General features: G+C 31.7%; 23 protein-coding genes and 1 riboswitch. Of the genes, 5 read left to right on the forward strand and 18 right to left on the reverse strand.

Annotated elements, in window-relative coordinates:
* Positions 1-261: 261 nt before the first annotated feature.
* From RCG18_RS23265 to RCG18_RS23335, 15 genes are all read right to left on the reverse strand, one after another.
* Positions 262-546, reverse strand: coding sequence for a PTS sugar transporter subunit IIB (locus RCG18_RS23265; RefSeq protein WP_308038368.1), 285 nt, complete (start codon positions 544-546; stop codon positions 262-264).
* Between the two features lie 57 nt (positions 547-603).
* Entirely contained in the window at positions 604-1,059 is a 456-nt protein-coding gene (locus RCG18_RS23270) for a PTS sugar transporter subunit IIA (RefSeq protein ID WP_308038369.1), read from the reverse strand.
* A gap of 248 nt (positions 1,060-1,307) precedes the next feature.
* Positions 1,308-2,252, reverse strand: a complete 945-nt coding sequence (locus tag RCG18_RS23275) for a transketolase C-terminal domain-containing protein (RefSeq protein WP_308038370.1) — start codon at positions 2,250-2,252, stop codon at positions 1,308-1,310.
* Positions 2,253-2,263: 11 nt separating this feature from the next.
* Positions 2,264-3,085 carry a transketolase gene (locus RCG18_RS23280; RefSeq protein WP_308038371.1) on the reverse strand — a complete coding sequence of 274 codons (822 nt, stop codon included), beginning with the start codon at positions 3,083-3,085 and terminating at the stop codon, positions 2,264-2,266.
* Positions 3,086-3,118: 33 nt separating this feature from the next.
* A complete protein-coding gene (locus RCG18_RS23285; RefSeq protein WP_308038372.1) occupies positions 3,119-3,568 on the reverse strand; it encodes a PTS sugar transporter subunit IIA in 450 nt (149 codons plus the stop codon).
* Positions 3,569-3,876: 308 nt separating this feature from the next.
* Entirely contained in the window at positions 3,877-6,018 is a 2,142-nt protein-coding gene (locus RCG18_RS23290; protein ID WP_308038373.1) for a BglG family transcription antiterminator, read from the reverse strand.
* A gap of 404 nt (positions 6,019-6,422) precedes the next feature.
* Positions 6,423-6,995, reverse strand: coding sequence for a xanthine phosphoribosyltransferase (locus tag RCG18_RS23295; protein WP_308038374.1), 573 nt, complete (start codon positions 6,993-6,995; stop codon positions 6,423-6,425).
* Complete coding sequence (locus RCG18_RS23300) at positions 6,979-8,322, reverse strand: nucleobase:cation symporter-2 family protein (protein ID WP_308042095.1); 1,344 nt, start codon at positions 8,320-8,322, stop codon at positions 6,979-6,981. The genes RCG18_RS23295 and RCG18_RS23300 overlap by 17 nt, the downstream gene beginning before the upstream one ends.
* Positions 8,323-8,525: 203 nt before the next feature.
* A riboswitch (purine riboswitch) is annotated at positions 8,526-8,627 on the reverse strand.
* Positions 8,628-8,706: 79 nt separating this feature from the next.
* Positions 8,707-9,564, reverse strand: a complete 858-nt coding sequence (locus RCG18_RS23305; RefSeq protein ID WP_308038376.1) for a YitT family protein — start codon at positions 9,562-9,564, stop codon at positions 8,707-8,709.
* Between the two features lie 160 nt (positions 9,565-9,724).
* Entirely contained in the window at positions 9,725-10,009 is a 285-nt protein-coding gene (locus tag RCG18_RS23310; RefSeq protein WP_308038377.1) for a metalloregulator ArsR/SmtB family transcription factor, read from the reverse strand.
* A 98-nt stretch (positions 10,010-10,107) separates the two neighbouring features.
* On the reverse strand, positions 10,108-10,587 hold the full coding sequence (locus tag RCG18_RS23315; protein ID WP_308042096.1) for a PTS glucose transporter subunit IIA: 480 nt from the start codon (positions 10,585-10,587) through the stop codon (positions 10,108-10,110).
* A gap of 112 nt (positions 10,588-10,699) precedes the next feature.
* A complete protein-coding gene (gene nagA / locus RCG18_RS23320) occupies positions 10,700-11,896 on the reverse strand; it encodes an N-acetylglucosamine-6-phosphate deacetylase (protein ID WP_308038378.1) in 1,197 nt (398 codons plus the stop codon).
* An 11-nt stretch (positions 11,897-11,907) separates the two neighbouring features.
* Positions 11,908-13,236: a 6-phospho-alpha-glucosidase gene (locus RCG18_RS23325; RefSeq protein WP_308038379.1), complete on the reverse strand. Its 1,329-nt coding sequence runs from the start codon at positions 13,234-13,236 to the stop codon at positions 11,908-11,910.
* A gap of 5 nt (positions 13,237-13,241) precedes the next feature.
* Complete coding sequence (locus RCG18_RS23330; protein WP_308038380.1) at positions 13,242-13,997, reverse strand: MurR/RpiR family transcriptional regulator; 756 nt, start codon at positions 13,995-13,997, stop codon at positions 13,242-13,244.
* Between the two features lie 7 nt (positions 13,998-14,004).
* Positions 14,005-15,585 (reverse strand): PTS transporter subunit EIIC, encoded by a 1,581-nt coding sequence (locus RCG18_RS23335; protein ID WP_308038381.1) that lies wholly within the window; start codon positions 15,583-15,585, stop codon positions 14,005-14,007.
* A 577-nt stretch (positions 15,586-16,162) separates the two neighbouring features.
* Between RCG18_RS23335 and RCG18_RS23340 the strand changes: the two genes are divergently transcribed.
* Positions 16,163-16,768, forward strand: coding sequence for a hypothetical protein (locus RCG18_RS23340; RefSeq protein ID WP_308038382.1), 606 nt, complete (start codon positions 16,163-16,165; stop codon positions 16,766-16,768).
* Between the two features lie 58 nt (positions 16,769-16,826).
* On the opposite strand, the gene RCG18_RS23345 is transcribed toward RCG18_RS23340, so the two are convergent.
* From RCG18_RS23345 to RCG18_RS23355, 3 genes are all read right to left on the reverse strand, one after another.
* A complete protein-coding gene (locus RCG18_RS23345; RefSeq protein ID WP_308038383.1) occupies positions 16,827-17,450 on the reverse strand; it encodes an MtnX-like HAD-IB family phosphatase in 624 nt (207 codons plus the stop codon).
* 183 nt (positions 17,451-17,633) lie between these two features.
* Complete coding sequence (locus tag RCG18_RS23350; protein ID WP_308038385.1) at positions 17,634-18,788, reverse strand: amidohydrolase; 1,155 nt, start codon at positions 18,786-18,788, stop codon at positions 17,634-17,636.
* 10 nt (positions 18,789-18,798) lie between these two features.
* Entirely contained in the window at positions 18,799-19,236 is a 438-nt protein-coding gene (locus RCG18_RS23355; RefSeq protein WP_308038386.1) for a DMT family transporter, read from the reverse strand.
* A gap of 194 nt (positions 19,237-19,430) precedes the next feature.
* Here RCG18_RS23355 and RCG18_RS23360 point away from each other — a divergent pair, with 194 nt between their 5' ends.
* The 4 genes from RCG18_RS23360 to RCG18_RS23375 all read left to right on the forward strand — a co-directional run bounded on the left by RCG18_RS23360 (position 19,431) and on the right by RCG18_RS23375 (position 22,908).
* The gene (locus RCG18_RS23360; protein ID WP_308038387.1) at positions 19,431-19,850 is read left to right on the forward strand and encodes a HutP family protein; all 420 of its coding nucleotides are present in this window, start codon (positions 19,431-19,433) and stop codon (positions 19,848-19,850) included.
* 376 nt (positions 19,851-20,226) lie between these two features.
* A complete protein-coding gene (locus tag RCG18_RS23365) occupies positions 20,227-21,237 on the forward strand; it encodes an ABC transporter substrate-binding protein (RefSeq protein ID WP_308038388.1) in 1,011 nt (336 codons plus the stop codon).
* Entirely contained in the window at positions 21,237-22,148 is a 912-nt protein-coding gene (locus tag RCG18_RS23370; RefSeq protein WP_308038389.1) for an ABC transporter permease, read from the forward strand. The genes RCG18_RS23365 and RCG18_RS23370 overlap by 1 nt, the downstream gene beginning before the upstream one ends.
* On the forward strand, positions 22,114-22,908 hold the full coding sequence (locus tag RCG18_RS23375) for an ATP-binding cassette domain-containing protein (RefSeq protein ID WP_308038390.1): 795 nt from the start codon (positions 22,114-22,116) through the stop codon (positions 22,906-22,908). The genes RCG18_RS23370 and RCG18_RS23375 overlap by 35 nt, the downstream gene beginning before the upstream one ends.
* Positions 22,909-22,955: the final 47 nt, after the last annotated feature.

Here is a 22,955-nt window from a genome sequence, read left to right on the forward strand (position 1 = left end):
TACTGGGTAACTTAAGATTTTCGCTTTCGCTCACAAGTTACCCGTAAAAGTTCATTTAGAACTTTTACCTAGCAAAATTACCCGTTAAAGTCCATTTAGGACTTTAACCTCCTTATATTAACTACTTGTACAATTTAACTGTAATGCTATGCTAAAAAAGACAATAGGATGCCCGGGAATGCTTTCCTTAGCATCCCTTTTACCTGATTTTTTTAATTTTCAAGCTCTTGAATTATTTAATAATATTAATTATTAATATTATTAAATCACATTCATTTTAGTTAAAGTTTCAATTAATTTAGTCTTAAGTTCATTCATATCTATCATGCTATTAAGTGAAATTACTTCGCCTTCAAGAGAAGTTAACTGAGCAGCTATATCTCTAGTTCCAACATATACATCTGCTTTTGTTCCCTTTGCAGATCCTAAATCTGAATGGTCTACCTCTACATTATTAACGTTTAATTCCTTTAAAACTTTTTTGATGTTCATCTCCATCATAAAACTACTTCCAAGTCCACTTCCACAACATACTAAAATTTTCATTTTCGTTTCCCCCTTATGATTTAAAAATTATTTATTATATGAATTATTACAGACAGTTTATTGTTTATTGGAATATTTGTTTACTATTTTAATTACCTCTTCTGATTTTTCTGCTTTCATCACATTCTTTAAGTCCTCACTATTCATAAGCAACTCCATGAGCTGTGCTAGTGCTTTAAGGTGAGTTTTGTTATCCATTGCTGCTAAGGTAATTATAAGTTTTACAGGGTCGTTTAAATTACTGCCAAAATTAACAGGATTTTTTAATGTTATAAGACTTAATGAAAGTTTCTTAACCCCATTTTCAGGTCTTGCGTGAGAAAGAACAATACCTGGCGCTATTACCATATAAGGTCCAAGCTCCTTAAAGCTATTTATTATGGCATCTTCATAGCTCTTGGCTACATATTCCTTATCAATGAGGAGAGCAGTTCCAGCTTTAATAGCATCTTTCCAATCATTACATTCTATATTAAGTTTTATAACATCCTCATTTAACAATTTGTTCAACATGATGCTTACCTTCTTTCAAGAGTATGTTTCTCTGATTTGTTTTATGATTTTATTATAAATAAGTTCAAGAATATTTTGAATAGGTTTTCATTCCATTCTTTTTCTAATCAATTCGGAAAAAATAAACTTTATTTTATTGTAGATTTGACCTTTTTCTTTTCTTGATATATGCTATACTTAATTTATCTATAACTTGAATAAAGTTTAAAATTTCGAACTCTCCTTTAACACATCTTCGAAAAAATGAACTATTTATTTTTCTTATTTATTGTCTCTCTTGCAGCAGAAGCTATATCCTCCCATGTCATATGATATTTTTTCATAAGGAAATCTATTTTTCCAACCTCTCCACAGTGATCCTGAGTTCCAATTCCTTTTAGAGATACTGGACATTCCTCAATTAAGACCTCAGATACTGCGCTTTTAAGACCTCCAATTACATTGTGATTTTCGCAGGTAACCACAGCTCTAGTTTTCTTTGCAGAATTTATTACCGCTTCCTTATCTATTGGTTTTATTGTATGAATATTAATTACTTCTGCCTCTATTTCTTCTTCTTTAAGCTTATCCGCTGCCTTTAAAGCTTCTTCTACCATTATTCCTGTAGCAAACAAAGTAACATCTTTTCCTTCTTTTAATATATCCGCCTTAAATAGATCAAACTCATAATCATCTTTAAATATAACTGGAGCTACTTTTCTAAATAATCTTATATATACTGGGCCATAATGCTCAACTATCTTAGGAAGGGCTTTTGCAAGCTGTACTCCATCTACAGGTTCAAATATTACCATATCAGGTATACTTCTAAGTATGCCAATATCATCTAAGCTCATATGTGTTCCACCATTTAGCTGTGCTGCAATTCCTGGATCTCCTCCAAGTATCTTAACGTTTCTTTTAGCATAAGCTATGGAAACACATATCTGATCACATATTCTTCTAGTAGCAAAGGCCGTAAAGGTACTTATAAAAGGTATAAAACCATAGGCTGACATTCCTGCTGCCATTGCTGCCATGTTTTGTTCAGCTATGCCCACATCGAAAGCTCTTTCTGGATACTTATCTCTAAGAGGCAAAGTTCCCATAGCATTTGCTAAATCTGCGTCCATTACAACTATTTTCTCATTTTTATCCATCAACTTTTCTAATTCATCACATAATATTTTTCTCATTTCTACATTTTCATACATTGAAATCCCTCCTACCTTAATTCCTCTAACGCTGCAATTCTCTGCTCTTCTGTAACATTCATACTGTGATTTTTGAATCCCATTGCCTCTATAAAGGAAACTCCTTTACCTTTAATAGTGTTTAGTATTATCATAGTAGGTTTGTCCTGAGACTTTTTTGCTTCCTCGATAGCTTCATAAATTTTAGCTACTTTGTGACCATCTACTGTTATGACATTCCATCCGAAAGCTTCCCATTTTCTATCTATTGGTGCTATATCCATAACCTCTTCAACAGCACCATCTATCTGAAGTTTGTTATAGTCAATAAAAGCTATCAGGTTGTTTAATTGAAAGTGAGCTGCACTCATCGCCGCTTCCCAAACCTCGCCCTCCTGACTTTCTCCATCTCCAACAATACAATATATATAAGCATTATCCTTCTTTATTTTTGATGCCTTAGCCATACCAACTGCACAGGATATCCCCTGCCCCAAGGAACCTACAGTCATGTCTATTCCCTTTGTTTTGTTCATGTCACAGTGGCTTGGAAGCTTTGTCTCAGCTTTATTTAAGGTATTAAGCTCGCTTATGTCAAAGTATCCTCTATCTGCTAATATTGCATATACTGCTGGACCAGCATGACCTTTAGACAACACAAATCGGTCTCTGCCCTCAAGATCAGGGTTTTTAGGGTCTATATTCATTACTTTGTTGTATAGTACAACAAGAGCTTCAACTACAGAAAGGCTTCCTCCAACATGTCCAACGCCTAGTTTTCCTATCTCATTAATTATAAGACTGCGTATGTAATGACTTTTTTCCTCCAAAAACTGTATCTCGTTTTTTTCCATACTTCTTCCTCCCTATATAATTTTTAAACTTGCTTATTTAGAATATTTATTTATAATTTTAATGACTTGCTTTTTATTCTCAGCTTCTAATATAGAATTTAAATCCTCAGTATTCATAAATAATTCCATAAGTTGTGCCAGTGCTTTGAGATGAGCTTCATTATCTTTAGCCGCTAATGTAATCACAAGCTTTACTGGATCATTTAACTCGCTACCGAAGCTAATGGGATCTTTTAATGTTATAAGACTTAACGAAAGTTTTTTAACTCCATTTTCAGGTCTTGCATGAGAAAGAACAATCCCTGGTGCTATTACCATATAAGGTCCAAGCTCTTTAAAGTTATTTATTATGGCATCTTCATAGCTCTTGGCTACATATTCCTTATCAATAAGGAGAGCAGTTCCAGCTTTAATAGCATCTTTCCAGTCATTACATTCTATATTAAGTTTTATAACATCCTCATTTAACAATTTGTTCAACATTTATATTACCTTCTTTCAAGAATGCATTTTAAGTTCAATTTCTGATTTCCTTTATGTTTTAATTATAAAAGAGTTAAAATCTATTTTGAATAGGTTTACTGTCCTTTCATTTTCTAATCAATAAGGAAAAAATAAACTTTATTTTCAAATCAGCGTTATCATTCTTGCACCCTGGTTTCTATGCATTTTGATTAATTTATATTTTTGATAAAGTTTAAAATTAATAAATCCAAAAGTTAAGGGATTATAAGTAGGTTTACAAATTTAAGTAAACTTACTTACAATCCCAATCAATATATTGTTTAAGCTTATTTATTAGAATATTTATTTATTATCTTAATAACCTGCTCTTTGTTGGTAGCTTTTAATATAGAATTCAAATCTTTACTGTTCATAAACAACTCCATAAGCTGGTTAAGTGCTTTAAGATGAGATTCATTATCTCTAGCAGCCAGCGTAATTACAAGCTTTACTGGATCATTTAACTCACTGCCAAATTTAACAGGATATTTTATCGTCATTAAACTCATTGACAGCTTATTTACACCATTTTCAGGTTTCGCGTGGGAGAGAACAATACCTGGAGCCACCACCATATAAGGTCCGAGCTCTTTTAAATTGTTTATTACAGCTTCTTCATAGCACTTATTTACATAGTTTTTATCAATAAGGGGAATCATCCCTGCTTTAATTGCCTCTTCCCAGTTTCTACACTCAGAATTTAAATTGATAACATCAAAGGTTATTAAGTCATTTAACATCAAAGTAAATTTTCCTTCTGAAAACTGCTTTCTATTCCTTTTTAATTCGTACATAAATTCATATTGTAATTGCTGCTTATCATTTATATCGCAATATTTTTCAACAATTCCTATGAGTCTATTAACAAGCTGCATCTCTATATCATAATTTTCTTCCTTCTTATATTTTATATGAAGGTACTTACCTAACTTCTCATAATCCTTTTTAAGCATCAACGGACTTATCTTTATATAAGAATCCTTGTCAATGTCAGGTATATCCACAGTACTTATAATAAAATCAAAATCTTTATCTTTTATATGATTAACCATTCTACTAGCTACAGTGTCAACTATTTCTACATCAAATTCATCTAAAATTTGAGAAGAAACCATTTTGGCAGTTCCAAGTCCTGTTCCACAAACTAAGATAATTTTTACTTTTCTCTTTTCATTTTCCTTTACGTTGCTTAAAGCAGCTCCAAAGTGAAGCGCTATATAGGAAATTTCATGTTCATCTACTTTACTTCCTATATAATTCTCTAAATATCTCGCTACAAGTCTAGTGTTTGAAAACAACTCGCTATAATTTAACCTTATTTCATCATAAAGAGGATTTATTAATTTTAGCTTAAACTTTATTCTATATATACTTGGCCTTAAATGTAGAACCAAACCTTCAATAATCTTATCCTTTTGAATTCCAAAACTTACGTTGTAAATTTTCTCAATTTCTTCAGTCATTGCTCTAGAAACATTATAAAGATCATCTGGTTCATATTCGCTTACATTATATAATTCACCAGTTTTAAGCACCTTCGCTCCAAGAAGATGAAGTGTAATATAGTTTGTCTCTTCTTCAGGTACTTTTATATTATAATGCTGCTCAATCTTGATTGTAATACTTTTAGCAACTTCATATTCTATACCAACCTTTAAATTTTCTAAGTTTATTTCAGGGATATAGATATTTTTTTTAAGCTCAATCCTTTTAATCATTATAGAAATATGTGTAATAAGATTCCCATAGGCATCATCACTAAATTCCTTGTTAAGTTCAACTTCGGCATTTCTTATCAGACTGTCTATGAAATCAATGTCTAAATCTGAAAATAAAGTATCAAATTGAAGATTATTTATCTTTGATTGAGCTGTTCTACGATTGATATAATTTACTATATCTTCTGTAGAAATTGTTTCTGAAGTAAGCTCTATAATAGCTTTTCTTTTATCAACTTCATTACCATCTACCAGAATTCCAACTTTAGGCTTTCTAATAAGTCGAAGATTTCTCTCATTAAGCCACTTTTCTATTAGATCCATTTCCTTTAGAACAGTATTTTTTGATATGCATAGCTTGCTTTGAAAATAGGAAAGATTAACAGGCTTACTTTCCTGCAGCATCTTCATTACAATAAATTCAAAGCGCTCATTCTTTGAATAAACATATTTATAAGGAGTGTATTCTCCAATAAAAGAATCAAGAAATTCATTAAGACCAGGCTGGCTTATAAGCCTTATTCCCTTAATATGCTGTTTATCCAAATACTTAAATCCGTTTTTAATCATAAATTGCTCAATTTTGTCTATTTTATATCTTATAGCTCTATCCGTTAACTTATATATTTCTGCAAGTTCTTGAATCCTAACAAAATCATCTTTTTTTCTTAAATATTGAAGAATTTCTATACAATTTTTATTAAGCTCCATAATACCATTCCTCTGCTTCTGTGATTGCTACTTATTTTTTAATCTCTTGATAAAACTTTGTTGTAAATACAATTTATTGTTATAATTATAAAGCACTTATTATTAGTTTAGAATAACTTTTCTGTCTTTTATTTTTCTAAGTATATAGGAAAAATTGAACTATATACTTAGAAAAATTAAACTATTCTACCTTGTCCACTTACTCTATTAATTTCTATAAAATCTACTAACATTCATCTCTGAGAATTAGAGGCCGTTATCTAGTAGCGGTAGATATCGGATAAATTCATTTAATCATTATAATTACATAAAAACCGCATTGGATTTATCCAATACGGTCGTATACATTCTTTATTTATATAGAAACTAGCTAGAAAGTTAACTTTTCGGCTAATACTCTATAATTATTCTACAAATTCGATTAAATCCTCACCTAATTTAGCAATACGTGCTAAGGAATAAACGTCATATCCTTTATCCTCTAAAACCTTACGTCCAGGTTGAAATGACTTTTCAATGACTATTCCTATTCCTGCAACTTGAGCTCCTGCTTCTTCAACTAAGCGTGAAGCACCTAATGCAGCTTCACCATTTGCTAAGAAATCGTCAATAATTAGTATTCGGTCCTCTCCAGTTATATATTTTTTAGATAAAGTTAGCTCATAATCCATTGCTTTTGTAAATGAATGTACAGTTGTTTGATAAACATCACCATTTAATATTTTTGATGATTGCTTTTTTAATGTCACCATTGGTAAGTTCATTTGCATTGCAGTCATAACTGCTGGAGCAATTCCTGAGCTTTCAATTGTAAATATTTTAGTAATTCCATGCTCTTTAAAATAATTTTTAAAATAAGTACCCATTTCATACATTAAATTTGGGTCTACCTGATGATTTAGAAAGGAATCAACCTTTAATACAGTTTCAGACAATGCATGTCCATCTCTTAAAATACGATTATGCAGTTCTTTCATTTATATCACCTACTTCATTAGACTTTTCATTTTTTTCTCTTAGTAATACATTTAATACTAATGCTGTAATTGTTCCTGTTGAAATTCCTGATGAAAAAATCATTTTTAAACCTTCTGGCAATTTAGCAATGACATCCGGACGGAATGTAACCCCTAATCCTAAGCCAATTGATGTAGCAATAATTAGTAAATTACGATTGTTGAGCTTTACACGACTTAAAGTCTCAATTCCAGCTGCAGCTACCGTTCCAAACATAACAATTCCTACTCCACCAAGCACTGGCTGTGGCATTATATTAATTAATGCTGCAAACTTAGGGAATAAACCTAAAATAATTAGTAATGCTCCCGCCATCATAGTCACATAACGACTAGCCACCTTTGTCAATGGTATAAGGCCGATATTTTGGCTAAATGACGTATTTGGCATAGCACCAAACACACCAGCTAACATACTTCCTATACCATCAGATAATACTCCAGTACCAATGCGTTTTTCATCAGACTCAATTCCTGAAACTCCATTTATAGCTTTCAAACATCCAACTGTTCCTATAACTGTAACAAAGTATGCAGGTATAAATGGTAACAAAACTTTTAAGTTAAAGTTTATTCCATATCCAAAGGCTTTAGGTAGTGATAGCCAGCTTGCTTGCCCTACAGATGAAAAGTCAATCATTCCAAGTGGAATGCAAAGAATATACCCAACAACCATTCCGATTAAAACTGATGCGCTACTGACTAATCCCTTACCATAGTGGTTTAATAACAATGTAACTATCATTATAGCTAAAGCAATGGCAATATTTTTTAGACTACCATAACTAGCACTTCCTACGCCACCAGCTGCCCAATCTATTGAAACTGGTAGTAAAGTTAATCCAATTAAGGATACCACTGTTCCCGTTACGATTGGTGGAAACAGCTTCATTAAAGGTTTAACAAAAAAGCTTAATAAAATTACTATAATTGCACCTAAAATTGTTGCTCCAAAAATACCTGGCAATCCAAACTTTGCTCCAACAGCAATAGCTGGTGCAACAAATGTAAAGTCAGTTCCCATAATACAGGCAACTCGTGCTCCAACTGGTCCAACTCCCTTTGATTGAATAAAGGTAGCAACCCCTGCCATTAAGATCGCGCTGCTGATTAGTGCTGTTGATGTTTTAGCATCAAAACCTAGTGCTGCAGAAATAACGATTGGAACAACAATAATTCCACCAAAAGCAGCAAAAATATGCTGAAATCCTAATAAAATTTGTGTTAATAATCTCGGTTTGTCCTCAACTCCATAGATTAACTCAATGTCATTTTGATTCTTTTTCATATTTTCCATCTTAATCTCCCTCTATGTTTTTAAAAATGCTTGCCTATCATACATAGAGCATCGTAGAACAAACTGCAGCACGGTTTAAAATAATAACATATTCATCCGAACCTATGCATTTTTAATTAAATGTGTAATAAAAAACACCTCAATATAACTTGAGGTGTTGAGTTTAAAACCAATAGATATAAAATATACCTATGTGTTAAAACACATTACCTCGTAGTCTGCTAATTTACGGCTAGCAGGTAGAAACTTTCGGACCATATTACCGACGATATACGAGCTTTTTGTATGATATATCAGCATTATAACACATTTTTCGATATAAAAATATTTTTTTAATATTATTAATTATTAGTAATTTTTAGTTTGAGTAAAAATTTAATGTATAGCTTTCTTTTTATACTTCTTACCTGATGCCTCAACACTTCCAATAGTAACTAAAGCATCATCATCAAATCCATTAACAATTGATTTCAGTTTGGCAATTTCAAGCCTTGATACAACAACATATATTACATTTGTCGAATACCCCTTATAGCCGCCTTTTCCTTGAAGTAAAGTGACTCCTCTACCAAGTCTATCCACAAGCGCTTCGGATATATCTTTGTGCTTTTCTGATATAATAGTAACTGCTTTTGATTCATCTAGACCTTCCACAGTAATATCAATTACTTTAAAGGCAATAAAATATGCTATTAAAGAGTACATCGCTCTGTCCCATCCGAAAATGAATCCAGAAGTACCTAATATAAATAGATTAAAGAACATAACAATTTCTCCAATTGAAAAGCTCGTTCTTCTATCTAATATTATCGCCACAATTTCAGTCCCGTCTAAGGACCCTCCACTTCTAATTATTATTCCAACACCTGCACCTAAAATAATGCCTCCGAAAACTGAGGCTAGAAGAATATCATGTGTGATACCTTGAATAGGGTGAAGAATACTTACCCCTATAGATAAACATAGAACAGCAAATAATGTTGATACGGTAAAAGTTTTTCCGATTTGCTTATACCCTATGATAAAGAATGGTATATTTAACAAGAAAATGAATATACCTAAAGGAATTTTTGTTATATGACTCGCCATTATAGATATTCCTGTTATTCCACCATCGATTAGATTATTGGGAATTAGAAATATTTCAAGACCGATGGATGCTAGGGTAGCCCCTAACATTATTAATAAAACCCGCAAAATGAATACAAATTTGTTACGATATTTTTTTATCATCTAACATCCCCCTTTGGATATAATTTAGTATGGTTATCTTATTTCTATATTTCTATAAATATAGAAATATCATATAAATATTTAGCTATAAATAGCTTTACAAATTTTAATGAAAAGATATTTATAGCTAAGTTTACTTACAACTAATATAATTATTATTTTAATAGTCAATAACTGCTGGTGCATAGTGCTTTAAAGCTTCTTTTTGTATTTGATATATGTGATATACTCCTACTTTTTTCAGTTTAAGCAGGCCGCATTCTGTAAGAAGCTTTAGATGATGCGAAAGTGTTGAGCCAGCAATTAAATTTAAACTTTTAGATATCTCAGTACAGCTAAGCTCATCTTGTTTTGCCATTAACCTTATTATTTTAATGCGCGTAGGCTCACCTAACGCTTTATAAACTTTTGCTATATGATCAATTTCATTATTATATGGTATCATGATACATTTTACCTCTTATAATTTTAATATTAATACATTTCGATAACCATCGAAATAATTATATCATTAATTAATAATATAGTCAAATATGCTAAAATTTATTTTAACTTATATGTTAGAATTATATCATCACTTTTTGATACATTCTCTCCAACCTTGCATTGCATATTTTTTATCACGTCTACATTAGTTATTACTATTGGAGTTATAAGTGAAACTCCCTTTTCTAATATCAATTCTCTATCTACTTTTATTATTGGAGTTCCTCTAACAACCTTAGTTCCTGGCTCGATTAATCTTTCAAGCCCTTCTCCATTCAATTTGACAGTGTCTATCCCTATGTGCACAAGGAGTTCCACACCATTACTTAAAACCATAGAAAAGGCATGGTTAGTCGGAAAAATAGAAACTATCTCTCCATCTTGAGGGGCATATACTGTATCTCCAATACTATCGATTGCAACACCATCCCCAACCATTTTTTCTGAGAATATTTGATCTGGAACTTCTTTTAAATCTATGACTCTTCCAGCAATTGGGCAATATAATGATAAATCTTTTTTAAATATATTAAACATATTTAGCATCTGAATCACTAGATTCAGATAATTCACTTCCTTCCATTATTAAAATTGATGATATAAAAGAAAGAATTTAAAACCATCTTTTATATCATCATTCTAAGTTGTACTATGAGCTGATGTTTTGCAATTTTCCTCTTACATAAACATCAAATATATTCCACTCTTCATCGATTATAATTAAATCTGCATCTTTACCTTTTTCTATACTTCCTTTGTATGTATACGCTCCTATATATTTCGCAGGATTCTCACAAGCCATCTTTACAATATCTGATATTGAGGCATTTACATTTTTAACAACATTCTTAATAGATTCAATATAGCTCAATTCTAGACATCTAATCCTGCTATAATCATTCTTGTATATGCATTCTTCTATACCATCATCATACTTTACTACAATTTTATCCTTATAAGGCATATATTTACACTCACGTATATAATGATAAAAGGGGGATCTAATATGAGCTAATCCTATACAATCTGTTGCTAAAATTATTCTATCTTTACTCTTAATCTTATATAAAATTTTAAAAGCCTCCGGTTTTACCGTTGTTCCAGTTTGTTTTGCAAATTCCACATACATGTCATCAAAATACATAGCGGCACCAACAGCACCCAACTTTCTATGATGAAAGCCGCTCATACCACTAAACATATGAGTAAAACCACTTACACCATAACTTTTAAGTTCTGCAATATCTTCAAACTCAGCTCCACTGTGCCCAATAGAGATTTGAATCCCATTTTCTTTAGCATACTTAATAAAGGCTTTAGATCCTGGCAACTCTGGAGCCATAGTTATTAATTTTATATTTTCTAATCCTCCTATTTTTATAAAGTCATTTAAAATCTCTATAGAAGGTTCTATACAAAATTCTTCTTTTTGCATCCCTCTGTATTCACTATTGATAAAAGGCCCCTCTAAATGAAAGCCTAAAACCTCAGCTCCGTTATTAGGATTCCAACTATCAATAAATTTTTTTCCTTCGCCTAATTGGCTGGATATTTTATTTATAGAATCCGTGCCTGTTGTTGCTAAATATGATGTAACCCCAACCTTCACTAATTCTTTGGACATATTTTTTAGTGAATCTTTAGTACCTTCAAATAGGAATGATCCTGTAGCCCATCCATGAAGATGTATGTCAATAAAGCCTGGTATTATAACCTTCTCATTATAATTAATTATCTCTTTGGAATCTGCATTGTCAAAAACACCTATAATTTTACCATTTTCAATTTTTAAATACCCATTCTGGAATCCATAAGGAGTATAAATGTTTTCAGAATATAAATACATACAATCACCCTTTATTTTAAATACCAATAGTCTTTATTTATTTCCATCAAATCATCTAATACAGCTTTTGCCTTTACCGGGTTAATAACAGTACGATTAAGAGTTAATGCCTGTAATGCTTTTTGATAATTTGATTCTAAGCAAGCTTCTACAGTTAACTTTTCGTATGCATATTGGCCTTCAATTAACCCCTTATAAAATGTATCAATTTCTCCAACCTTATATGAAACTACGCCATCCTTTGTTAACTCTCCAGCAATTTCAACCATAGCATCACTTGGCAAGTTAGATATTATATCTTCATTTCTCACCATAATAACGAAGACTTTTTTTAGATCATATGCTATAGATTCAGCTACCTCAACCATCATGTTTCCGTGCACTGCTCCAACCAATAGTGGAAGTCCCTCAACAGAGTTTTGTTCCCTTGCTTTACTGCAAAGCTCTAATACTTCTCTTTCTCTTCCACTTAATGCTTCATCAGCTCTTGTATAATTTGGATCACTATCTTTAGATATCTCATCAGGGAATAAATAGTACTGTAAATAAGTATTTGGTAAATACTCAGGGAAAAATGACATTATTCTATTAACATTTTTATAGGTTTTTAACCATGACGGCTCTCTTTGCTCCGCATTATATGGCTTAAACTCATTACCTTGTAGGTAACTCTTAAGCTTTGGCAACAAGTCCTCCCCTGTCTGTTTATAATAAAGCTTTGTAAACCACCCAAAATGATTTAGACCAAAGTATCTTGCTTCTATATCATACATATCTACATCTAGTATTTTTGCAAAGGATTTAATCATTGAATATGGTTGATCGCATATATTTAATATTCTTTTATCCTCTGGGAATACCTTGTCCAATGCCACAGCAACAATAGCTGCTGGATTAGTATAATTTAGTATCCAAGCATTTGGTGCATATTCTCTAACTTTTTTCACCATGTGAATCATAGCATTTATAGATCTCATTCCATATGCAAAGCCTCCTGGGCCACAGGTTTCTTGTCCAACTAAATCGTATTTTAGAGGAATCTTTTCATCGTGACTTCTCATTTCGAAGTTACCTGCACGCATATTACAAAATACATAATCGGCATCTATGTAAGCTTTATCTTCATCATCAGTAAATATTAGTTCAACACCATCATAGTATTTTTCCATAGTTAATCTGATATAATCTTCCATAGCATTTATACGTTTTTTATCTATATCAAACAATATTAATTTCTTTAGAGGAAATCTCTCTTTATAATTTATTAAGCTTCCTATTAACGCCGGAATTCTTGTACTTCCACATCCTACTATAGTTACAACTTGATTATTACGTTCCACAAATATTACTTCCTTCCATATGAATTTATATATGATATCAACAGCTGCACAGTTGTATGCAGACCTAATCTTGATATCAAATCTTCGTTTTTTGTTTCTACCTTATCAGAAAAACAGAATATCTTATAATTTGCGATTTTCTGCAGAGTATTATTATAAAAAGAAGTAATTGCAATAATATCGATATTTTTAGCTCTAGCAATTTTTGCAATACTTTTTATCTTTTCAGTCTCTCCAGATAAGGATATGAGAATTAAAATTTCATCCTGTACTAATCTTTCACCGATAACATCAATTAAATTTAAATCATCAATAAATATTGATTTAATTCTCATCATTGATAATCTTGAACTAAGCAAGTCGCCAATAGGTTTTGACGCTCCTCTAGCTATAACATACACAGACTTTGCATTTATAATTTTTTCTGCAATGCTTCTCATGCTGTCTTCATTTTGTAAGGATAAAGTTTTGGTAATTTCATCATATATATTATTTACAATATCACGATAAGACAAATTTTCATTTTTTCTATTTTTATTGACTACATATTCCTTTATGTAATATCTTAAGTGAGCAAACCCATCAAAGCCCAACTTTTTAGATAAGTTTATAATGGATGTTTTTGATATAAATAATCTTTCTGCTAATTCATTTGCAGTTAATCGTATTACTTGTTCTGGGTTGTTTGTAATATATTCAACTACCTTCTTTTCCAAACCAGTTAGTTCATCATAATTTTCTATTAGCTTGCTTAGTTCCATTTAATAATCACCCTATCTTTTTATTAGTACCCATTACTTCATCTTCCACAGCATTCTTAACAAATTCCACGTGCGGTCCAAAAACTACATGTATATGGTTTTTACCTGGAAAAGAGAATCCTGATGTTCCAGAAGATTTAAGAACCTCTTTAACTACTAATGCGCTGTCCTTTAAATCAACTCTAAGCCTTGTAACACAGTTATCAATATTTACAATGTTTTCTTTGCCACCTAATCCTTCAACGACAATTTTTGCTATCTCATTATACTTTTTCTCTTTCAATAAATTATTATCAGTCATTTCTTCACTTTCTCTTCCAGGGGTAGCAATATTGAATTTCTTTATTGCCCATGTAAAAACAAAATAGTATATAATAGCTAGTGGAATTCCGACTATAATAATATTATACCATCCTGTCTTCTCATACATTAAACCAAATATAGCAAAATCGAATATTGTAGCTCTAATATATCCTACTGCTGTTCCCATTATATATAAGAAAACACATCCAATACCTTGTATTACTACATGAAATATAAATAACAGTGGAGATACAAACATAAATGCAAATTCTATTGGCTCAGTAACGTTACCTAAAAATGCTGTTAGCACCATTGTTATAATTGCACCTTTTACATACTTTCTATTTTGTGGAAAAGCAGACTTATACATTGCAAGTCCAATAGCTGGCACTGCAAATAAAGTATTAATAGCCTGACTTTCTGCCATAAATCTAGTTAATTTAGGCATTAAACTCCACGCAGGATCTGAAGGACCTAAATTAAACAAAACTTCATTAAGAGCTGGTAATATTCCTATATAATCTTTACCATGAATTGTATAAACTCCTCCAGCTGGGGTAAAACGTATTAATGCATTCCAAACATGATGCAATCCTAGTGGTATTAACAACCTGTTCATAGCTCCTGAGAGGAATGTTCCAAAGTAATCTGATAACAGATACTTAGATAAATATATTAATCCAGCAGTTACTTGCTGCCAGAAAAATGGTATAATCAATCCCACAACAGTGGTTATGCCAATTGTGATGATTGGTACAGATTTTTTACCTGCGAAAAAAGCAAATGCAACAGGCAGCTCGAGATTATAAAAACGGTCTGTAACCTTAGCAGCAATTAATCCACAGATTATTCCACCTAAGGCTTCCAAACGTAAAGTTTGCATTCCCAATACCATACCTTGTCCATAATTAGCCATCACATCCGCTTTTACTAAATGTCCTGTTACAGTAAGCCAAACATTAATGCTGATGTTTAAAATTAAATACGATATTACTGAAGAAAAGACGGCAATTCCTTTTTCTTTTTTTGCTACACCGTAAGAAACGCCCATAGCAAACAATAATGGTATATTGCTAAAAATAACATTTGCTATGTCACGCAAACTTTTTAAAGCTATATTTATTTGTGGATTGCCAAGTATAGGTATTTTAGCTATCATATAGCTTTGAACTAATGCACCAGTTATTCCCAAAACCATACCAACTGGAGCCATAACAGCTATTGGCAGCAACAGCGACCTACCAAAGAGCTGAATTCCATCATTGATTTTTTTCATCCTAGACATCTTACTATTTCACCTCTTTTAAAATTTAATAGTTAGTTAAAAGGTTTACAATTACAATACTTATATTACACAGTTCTACAATGTCTTACAATAGAATCAAGGCTTTTACTACCATATAAGCATTTTTTTACTTCGGTAAATTTTTGTGACCAAAGTAAAAATACCTATTTAAGCTGAATTTATTTTATGGCAAAGTATTTTTGTTTCTAGTATAAAATTGCCTACAAATTAAAGAATATATACTGTATCTTCACATTAAAGAAAAGAGGTGAATAAGTATGCGTAAAAAGTCAAACTTAGTATTAATGAGCATTTTTTTACAATACTATTATGCTTATTTAATTTAAATTCTCGACCTACTTTTAATCCAATTACAAATACCGATAGTGTACGCCTTGTTAGTGATACGAAGAATACTGAAGAGATACCAAAACACTTTCGTAAAACTACAAACTCATTAAAATTTGAGGATGGCAAACCCTTAAATCTAAAAGGACTATCTAGCTTAAATGCATCCGGCAGTTCCTAATTCTCAACAAACAATATTAAACTTCTTAAAGAATCTATAGGAACGAATATGCCTATAGTTGTAGTCGATTTGAGGCAGGAGTCTCATGGCTTTATTGATGATACACCAGTAAGTTGGTTAGGCCCTAAAAACAAAGCAAACTTAGGATTATCAAAGGAGCAGGTTTTAAAAGATGAAAAAGCTAAGCTACAAGCTATACAATTAGGTAAATCAGTAACTATTGGAGATAAATCTATAATCCCTACAAAAGTTCAAGACGAGAGTGAATTAGTAAAGAGTGTAGGTATGTCCTATATGCGCATACCGATTACTGATACTATGAGACCTACTGATGAAATGGTAGATTATTTTATAGAATTTGTTAACTCACTGCCTGATAATACATGGCTTCATTTCCACTGTAAGGAAGGTATTGGGAGAACAACTACTTTTATGACAATGTATGATATAATGAGAGATGCTAAACAGGTTAGCCTTGAGAACATCATGAATAGACAGGTTCTATTAGGTGGTAAAAACCTGCTTTATGCTGAAAAAAATCTAACGGGTAACTCCGCACAAAGATCTGAATTTATTAAAAATTTTTATAATTATTCAGTACAAAATAATGATAATTTTAAAACTAGTTGGTCAAGATGGCTTAAATCTCAGTGAAACTAATATATATCTCATTTAGAGAAAAAAATTTGGGGTATATTTAATAACCCCAAATTTATATGTGCTTTATTACATCATAAAAGGTATTGAAATCATAGTAAGGTATATTTTGTTCTTCACAGTGCTGCTTTAAAAATGACTTAGCAAATATCTTATCAGCATATACACAGGCGCACCTATCAGAATGTCCATCACCAACATAGTAAACTTCATAGCCTTCATCTTTCAATTTATCAACTACCTTCTTTTTGCAGTTTCCACAAAGATCACATGCCTTATCTGCATTTAAGAAAGATAACCTCCAGCCTTTGTCATAAACCGCACTATTACAAGATAGCTCTAAGTCTTCTAAACCATTTCGTTTTAGTATTTCTTTTATATAAATATCATAACCATCTGATGTTATTACTACTTTATAAGAATTCTTCTTTGTTATATCGATAAATTCTTTAAAACCAGGATTTATTTCAAACTTACTGGCAAAGGATCTTATTTCTTCATCATTATAATTGATTAAATCCCACTGTTTTTGGCCGCATTCAGATGTTCCTATTTCTTTCTTAATCCAGCGATCACCTATTTCCCTCCAGCCATCTCCAGCAAATTTTTGTATTATAGAGAAACCTACATCCTTTACTGTTATTGTTCCATCAAAGTCAACCACAAATGCTTTTTTCAAGTTTCTTTACCCCCAAAAGTGTAATATTATACTTCTACTATTTTACCATTATAATATATAATTTATCCTATAACAATTATCTTCTATACTACCTGTAATTTGTAATATAAAAATTTTGCGACATAATATCCTATAGGAAAAGTAACTTTCAGCCTAGTACCCTGTATAGGGACTTATGTCGTATTATTTTCTATATACTACTTTTCCATCAATGATTGTATATAAAGTATCCGTATACACATCCATAGGATTTCCGTTATATATTGCTATATCTGCATCTTTTCCTTTTTCTATACTTCCCACTCTATCACTTATGCCAAGTATCTCTGCCGCATTTATAGTTATAGTTTTTAAAGCTTCTTCTATACTTAATCCTGACTTTACAGCTAATCCAGCACATATCGGCAAACACTCGATTGGAATAACTGGATGATCTGTCATTATTGCTGACTTGACTCCTGCATTATTTAATAATTTTGCAGTAGTATAATTTCTGTTTTTTGTTTCTACTTTACTTCTAAAGGTCATAATTGGCCCAAAGATTGTAGGAACACCAGAATCTTTAATTTGTTTTATAATAATATGACCTTCAGTGCAGTGATCGAGCGTAAGTAAAACATCAAACTCTTTAGCTATTCTAACGGCAGTAAGCATATCATCTGTTCTATGTGCATGGGCCTTTAGCGGTATTTTTCTATCTAATACTGGCATTAATGCTTCCATCTTTATATCTATATCAAAGTTATCACCTTTAGTTAATGCTGCATTTTTCTTATTTTTATAGTTTACTGCTTTTGTTAAGGTCTCCCTAAGAAGTGCAGCAGTTCCCATTCTGGTCATAGGCATTTTATTTTTTCCTTTATAAATTCTTTTTGGATTCTCACCAAAGGCTATTTTTACTGCTGCTGGTTCTAATACCACCATTTCATCAATAGAAACTCCTTTAGTTTTTATAATTGCAAATTGTCCTCCAATTACGTTAGCACTGCCTGGACCACTCATAACTGTTGTTATTCCAGCTTTCACAGCTTCATCAAAAGCTGGATCAAAAGGATTTATTCCGTCTATTGCCCTTAATTGTGGAGTTATAGGGTCTGTTGATTCATTTAAATCATTTCCCTCAAATCCTATATCCTCTTCAAGCATCCCCAAGTGACAATGTGCATCAATTAGCCCAGGTAAAACCCACTTGTTTTCTGCGTCTATTACCTCTGCACCCTGTGGCTCATTAATATTTTCGCTAATTTCAGCAATTTTTCCATCCTTAATAAGTATAGATCCCTTTTCATAGTTATCACCTGTCATCGTAACTATTTTACCATTCTTAATTAAAAGCATATTTTCCCTCCTATCTAACTACAATTTTAACTCCTATAAGTATAAGTATTATTCCAAATAGCCTAACAAAATCAATTGGCGATTTTGTAACACCAAATAGTCCAAAATGACTTAGTACAGCGCCAGTAATTACATGTAGAGAAACAAATATAGACAATGCTGATGCTGCTCCTAATATTGGCACGACCTTTATACTTAGGAACACAATTACTATACCAAAGGCTCCCCCTATCCAGTATAATGGAGATACATTTTTGATATTTGCGTACTCTTTAAAATTACCTGAAACTAAAATTATTGTAAGCATGATAACTGTACTTGTAAGAACGCTGTGAAAAGCTGCTATCTTCGGTGTAATAGCCTTTCCAAGCACAGCATTGATAGCAGGCTGCGTTCCAAGACAAATCCCCACTATTACAGCCATAATAATACCGTAAGTCTTTTCCATTTTATCCCCCTCTTAAGTATACATGATTCCAATGTTGAAAAGTCAATTTACTTTATTTAATTAAATTTTCAGTATTGAAATCACACACAAAATAATAAAAAATTATCTATATATACAAGATTATACATTATGTACTCTAAAATGTTAAATGTATGCTATAATGTTATAATAAATAAAGTATAGGAGGAATTTAAATGAACCGTCAAAGCACTGATGTTGCTAAAGCATCTGTAAAAATGGCAATATCCTCAAGATCTAATGAAGAAAAACTGACATTAGCCTTTAAAGAAAAAGGTATTCTTACTACTGCTGTAGATATAGGCGGTGACTTTACAAATTCAACAGTTAAAATTATTGAACGTGCATTAGTTGCTTCCCATAGGTGTAATATAATTAAAGACTGCCATGTTCACGATGGAGCTGTAGCCGGTGCTACAAAAGAAGCTCTTGAGCAAATATCACGGAAAGCCACAGGCCTTAACGTTGGAGGGAAAATAGGAATAGCACGAGCTGGAGAACATATTAGCGTATGTATTTTCATGAGCATAGGGCTTCTTCATTTAAACGAGGTCGTTATAGGACTTGGTCATCGTTCAATACCTGACATTTACTAATTGGCAAATTTAAATTGCCAATTAGTGAATGTCACTTTTCTTTCTTTTTATCTTTTCAGCTGCAAATATTATTCTTTTTTAAATATGTACTAGTAAATTGACCGTCAAAATATTGAATTTTGCCAATTCTGACTGATATGTTGACTTTATTTATAATCTATTATATGATTATTCTCAATAACTTAATTTGGAATTTTAAATAATTGACAAATTTAGAACATCAAAATTAACAGTTTTTCTATAATTTACTGTTGATATTTATAACTTTCACATTATTATTTGACATTTGAGAGTCGTCTAAGCGTAGTATGGTAGATATTAAAAGTAAAAAATTACTTTTAAATTTTATAACTTAATATTTTAGGAGGATGGTAGTATGGTAGGAAAAAAATTATTATCTTGTCTATTGGGAGGTCTTGTTTTAGGCACGTCTATTTTGACAGGCTGTTCTTCAGCTGCTTCAAGTAGCACTAGCAATTCCAAGAAGGTTTTAAATATTGGAATAAGCCAGCTAGTAGAGCATCCCGCTTTAGATTCAGCTCGTAAAGGGTTTGTAGATGCATTGGCATCTAAAGGATTTAAAGATGGTGAAAAAATCAAAATAGATTTTCAAAATGCTCAAGGTGACATCCCAACTGCACAAACAATAGCAAGTAATTTTGTTTCAAATAAAAAAGACTTAATACTTGCTATAGCAACTCCTGCAGCACAGGCTGCATACAACAGTACTAAAGAAATACCTATTTTAATGACAGCAGTAACTGACCCTGTTAAATCTGGGCTTGTAAAATCAATGAATAAGCCGGATACAAATGTCACAGGGACTAGTGATGCCCTTCCCTTAGATAAACAATTTGAGCTTATCAAAAAAATAGTTCCTAACTGTAAAAAGATGGGTATACTTTATAGCACTAGTGAAGCAAATTCAGAAATCCAAGTTAAAGCGGCTAAAGAAGAAGCTGCAAAAATGAATTTAGAAGTTATAGCTACAGGTGTTACTAGCTCCAATGATATGCCACAAGGATTAAATGACCTGCTTTCAAAGGTAGATGTTTTATACACACCTACAGATAATCTTATAGCTTCATCAATGTCTTTAATCAGCTCTAAGTGTTTAGAAAAGAAAATACCGGTTATAAGTGCTGAAAAGGCTCATGTTGATTCTGGTGCTTTGGCAACAGAAGGTATAGATTATTACAAACTTGGTTTTCAAACAGGTCTGATGGCAGCTGATATATTAGATGGCAAAAAACCACAAGATATGCCAGTTCAGACTTTAAAAGAAACAAAACTCATAATAAACGAAGATACTGCTAAGAAACTAAATATCGCCATACCTGATGATTTAAAAGCAAAGGCAGAAATAGTTAAGGGTGGTGCTAAGTAGTGACTGGCTTTTTAATAAATATACTTGAACAAGGTTTAATATTTGGTATAGTATCCATAGGAGTTTATATAACTTATAAAATATTAGATTTCCCAGACTTATCAGTTGATGGTACTTTTGCTCTTGGAGCTGCTGTAACTGCTGCTGCATTAGTAAAAGGAGTAAATCCATTTTTATCACTGATTATAGCTTTTATAGCTGGTCTTGCAGCTGGATCAATAACAGGCTTGCTGCATGTAAAGCTTAAAATAACTAATCTTCTTTCAGGTATTTTAGTTATGATAGGCCTTTACTCTATTAATCTTAGAATAATGGGAAAAGCAAATGTTCCACTATTCACACAGAAAACTATCTTTTCAAATAGTTTTTTACCAGTGATCATAATTGCTTTAATAGCATTTTTAATAAAAATACTGCTTGATATGTTTTTAAAAACAAAGTTAGGATTCATACTAAAAACTACTGGAGATAATCCACAAATGGTTACTTCTCTTGGAGTGGATATGGATAAGATGAAAATACTAGGCTTAATGCTATCTAATGCCATTGTAGCTTTGGCCGGTTCAATAATGGCTCAATACCAAAAATTTTCTGATGCAAATATGGGCACAGGAATTATTATCGTTGGTCTTGCAGCGGTTATAATAGGAACCTCTATTTTAAAAAAATCAGCCTTTATATCAGCAACCACTACAGTAATTTTAGGATCAATACTATACAAAGCAAGCGTATCAGCGGCATTGAAGCTGGGTTTCCCTCCTACAGATTTAAAACTTATTACCTGTCTCATAGTTATAATTGTATTAACTTTGAATGGGAAGAGATTTAATTTAAGTCTAAAAAGAACTAAAGGTTTTAGTTTAGGAGGTGTAAATATTGCTTCAAATAAAGAATCTGCAAAAGGTTTTTAATAAAGATACTGTTAATGAACAAGTTGTATTTAGAGATTTATCACTTAACATAAATAAAGGAGACTTTGTCACCATAATAGGCAGTAATGGTGCTGGAAAGTCAACGCTTTTAAATCTAATAAGTGGTTCTTTACCAATAGACAATGGTTCTATAATTTTAGAAGGCAAGGAAATATCTGCATTCCCAGAGTATAAGAGAACAAAATTTATAGGTAGAGTATTTCAAAACCCTACATTAGGGACATCACCTTCTATGACTATATTGGAGAACTTATCTATGGCTTACAACAAAGGAAAAGCTTTTAATCTTACGGCCTGTGTTAATAAGAAAAATATAGGTTTCTTTAAGGAAATGTTATCTGAACTTTCCTTGGGCCTTGAAAATATAATAGATACTAAGGTAGGATTACTATCTGGTGGGCAAAGACAGGCTTTATCCTTACTTATATCAACAATGTCTAATCCTAAGCTGCTTTTACTTGATGAGCATACTGCAGCATTAGACCCAAGAACATCTGAAAATATTATAGAAATGACTAAAAAAACTGTAATAGGAAAAAATATAACTACGCTTATGGTTACACACAATTTATCCCATGCAATAAACACGGGAAACAGACTAATAATGCTTCATCGAGGTGAGGTTATTGTAGATGTTTCAGATAAAGAAAAAGCAAATCTAACTATTCCTAAACTTTTAGATTTGTTTAAAAATAAAAATTGTGAAGATTTCATAAGTGATACATTAGCTCTTTCTTAAAACTTTTTATAAAATGTTTTCTCTATATTTTAAGATCTATACAAAAG

The sequence above is a fragment of the Clostridium sp. OS1-26 genome, assembly GCF_030915445.1.
Classification (GTDB): domain Bacteria; phylum Bacillota; class Clostridia; order Clostridiales; family Clostridiaceae; genus Clostridium_AM.

Bases quoted from the DNA above. Each gene is read 5' to 3' on its own strand.
- RCG18_RS23315 (WP_308042096.1), bottom strand. From the start codon at position 10,587: ATGTTTAATATATTTAAAAAAGATTTATCATTATATTGCCCAATTGCT.
- RCG18_RS23295 (WP_308038374.1), bottom strand. From the start codon at position 6,995: ATGAAAGAACTGCATAATCGTATTTTAAGAGATGGACATGCATTGTCT.
- RCG18_RS23305 (WP_308038376.1), bottom strand. From the start codon at position 9,564: ATGATAAAAAAATATCGTAACAAATTTGTATTCATTTTGCGGGTTTTA.
- RCG18_RS23285 (WP_308038372.1), bottom strand. From the start codon at position 3,568: ATGTTGAACAAATTGTTAAATGAGGATGTTATAAAACTTAATATAGAA.
- RCG18_RS23330 (WP_308038380.1), bottom strand. From the start codon at position 13,997: ATGGAACTAAGCAAGCTAATAGAAAATTATGATGAACTAACTGGTTTG.
- RCG18_RS23355 (WP_308038386.1), bottom strand. From the start codon at position 19,236: ATGGAAAAGACTTACGGTATTATTATGGCTGTAATAGTGGGGATTTGT.
- RCG18_RS23350 (WP_308038385.1), bottom strand. From the start codon at position 18,788: ATGCTTTTAATTAAGAATGGTAAAATAGTTACGATGACAGGTGATAAC.
- RCG18_RS23300 (WP_308042095.1), bottom strand. From the start codon at position 8,322: ATGAAAAAGAATCAAAATGACATTGAGTTAATCTATGGAGTTGAGGAC.
- RCG18_RS23310 (WP_308038377.1), bottom strand. From the start codon at position 10,009: ATGATACCATATAATAATGAAATTGATCATATAGCAAAAGTTTATAAA.
- nagA (WP_308038378.1), bottom strand. From the start codon at position 11,896: ATGTATTTATATTCTGAAAACATTTATACTCCTTATGGATTCCAGAAT.
- RCG18_RS23290 (WP_308038373.1), bottom strand. From the start codon at position 6,018: ATGGAGCTTAATAAAAATTGTATAGAAATTCTTCAATATTTAAGAAAA.
- RCG18_RS23275 (WP_308038370.1), bottom strand. From the start codon at position 2,252: ATGTATGAAAATGTAGAAATGAGAAAAATATTATGTGATGAATTAGAA.
- RCG18_RS23265 (WP_308038368.1), bottom strand. From the start codon at position 546: ATGAAAATTTTAGTATGTTGTGGAAGTGGACTTGGAAGTAGTTTTATG.
- RCG18_RS23340 (WP_308038382.1), top strand. From the start codon at position 16,163: ATGCCTATAGTTGTAGTCGATTTGAGGCAGGAGTCTCATGGCTTTATT.
- RCG18_RS23335 (WP_308038381.1), bottom strand. From the start codon at position 15,585: ATGTCTAGGATGAAAAAAATCAATGATGGAATTCAGCTCTTTGGTAGG.
- RCG18_RS23280 (WP_308038371.1), bottom strand. From the start codon at position 3,085: ATGGAAAAAAACGAGATACAGTTTTTGGAGGAAAAAAGTCATTACATA.
- RCG18_RS23365 (WP_308038388.1), top strand. From the start codon at position 20,227: ATGGTAGGAAAAAAATTATTATCTTGTCTATTGGGAGGTCTTGTTTTA.
- RCG18_RS23270 (WP_308038369.1), bottom strand. From the start codon at position 1,059: ATGTTGAACAAATTGTTAAATGAGGATGTTATAAAACTTAATATAGAA.
- RCG18_RS23360 (WP_308038387.1), top strand. From the start codon at position 19,431: ATGAACCGTCAAAGCACTGATGTTGCTAAAGCATCTGTAAAAATGGCA.